This window comes from Nocardiopsis sp. TNDT3 (assembly GCF_003427465.1).
In the GTDB taxonomy this organism is placed as follows: domain Bacteria; phylum Actinomycetota; class Actinomycetes; order Streptosporangiales; family Streptosporangiaceae; genus Nocardiopsis; species Nocardiopsis dassonvillei.
Genome location: NZ_QPFC01000993.1, coordinates 1 through 1,632, shown reverse-complemented (window position 1 = coordinate 1,632; position 1,632 = coordinate 1). Strand labels below are relative to the sequence as shown.

Here is a 1,632-nt window from a genome sequence, read left to right as displayed (position 1 = left end):
GCCCCCACGACCCCGAGGACGACCGATGAGCACGCCGGTGGAGGACTCCGCGAGCGAACACGGGGAACTGCTCCCCACCGCCTCGGCCCGCCGCACGTGGGCCGTGCTGGGCGAGGGGGTGCGCGGCACCGGCTGGGGCGCCCCGCTTGCCCTGGCCACCGTGCTCGCGGGCAGCGCCGCCGGACTGGTCGCCCCCTGGGTGCTGGGCCGGATGGTCGACGACATCTCGGCGCAGCGGGGGCTGGACACCGTCCTGTCCTCGGTCCTGCTCATCGCCGGGGCGGGGCTGCTCGGCGGCCTGCTCACGGGTGTGGGCAGCTGGCTGGTCAGCCGGGTCGGCGAGACCGTCCTGGCCCGCCTGCGCGAAAGCGTCATGGACCGCGTGCTGCGCATGCCCGCCGCCCGCCTGGAGCGGGTGCGCGTCGGCGACCTGCTCTCCCGGGTCGGCGACGACGTCGCCGTGGTCACCGCCAGCATCGCCCGCAGCGGCCCCGACGCGGTCGTGGCCCTGGCCACCGTCCTGCTGACCGCGGTGGGCATCACCGCCCTGGACTGGCGCCTGGGCCTGGCCGCGATGCTGTGCGTGCCGGTCTACGTGACGGCCGTGCGCTGGTACCTGCCCCGTTCGGGCCCCTACTACGCCCGCGAGCGCGTGGCCATGGGCGAGCGCTCGCACGCGATGATGGGAGCCCTGCGCGGGCGTTCCGCCGTGCGCGCCTACCGCCTGGAGGACGAGCACGAGTCCCGGGTGCGCGACCGCTCGGCCGCCGCCATGGACATCACGGTGTCGGTGTTCCGGCTGTTCACCCGCTTCGGGTCGCGGCTCAACGCCGCCGAGTGCGTCGGACTGACCTCGGTGCTGGTGGCCGGGTTCTGGCTGGTGCGCGCCGACCTGGCCAGCGTCGGCATGGTCACCGCCGCCGCCCTGTACTTCCACCGCCTGTTCGGCCCGCTGATCTTCCTGGTCATGAACTTCAACGAGGTGCAGTCGGCCGGGGCGAGCCTGGCCCGTCTGGCCGGCGTGGTCGACCTCCCGGTGGAGGCCGACCCGGGCGCGGAGGAGGGCCCGGCCGGTTCCTCGGTCCGCGTCGCGGGGGTCACCCACTCCTACGGCAGCGGCGGCCCGGCCGCGCTGGAGGAGGTGTCGCTGGAGGTCGCCCCGGGTGAGCGCGTGGCCCTGGTCGGGGCCAGCGGCGCGGGCAAGACCACGCTGGCCGCCCTGGTCAGCGGCCTGCGCACGCCCACGACCGGAACCGTGTACCTGGGCGGGATCCCCCTGGAGGAGCTGGGGGAGCGGCGGGTGCGCGAGCACGTCTTCCTCGTCAGCCAGGAGACCCACGTGTTCGCCGGAACCCTGCTGGAGGACCTGCGCCTGGCCCGCGCCGGGGCCGACGCGGCCGAGGCGGAGGCCGCCCTGGAGGCCGTCGGCGCCCTGGAGTGGGTGCGCGCCCTGCCCGAGGGACTGGACACGGTGGTCGGCGAGGGCGGGCACGCCCTGACCGCCGAGCAGGCCCAGCACCTGGCACTGGCCCGGCTGGTGCTGGCCGACCCGGACGTGGCCGTCCTGGACGAGGCCACCGCCGAGGCGGGCAGTTCCGGCGCCCGGCGACTGGAGCGCGCCGCCGCCGCGGC

Annotated in this window: 1 protein-coding gene; it reads left to right on the top strand. The window is 76.3% G+C overall.

All coding sequences use genetic code 11. The features are described from left to right. Positions 1-25: 25 nt before the first annotated feature. The coding region (locus DQW06_RS22760) for an ABC transporter ATP-binding protein (RefSeq protein ID WP_157983571.1) at positions 26-1,632 on the top strand (1,607 nt) is incomplete at its 3' end.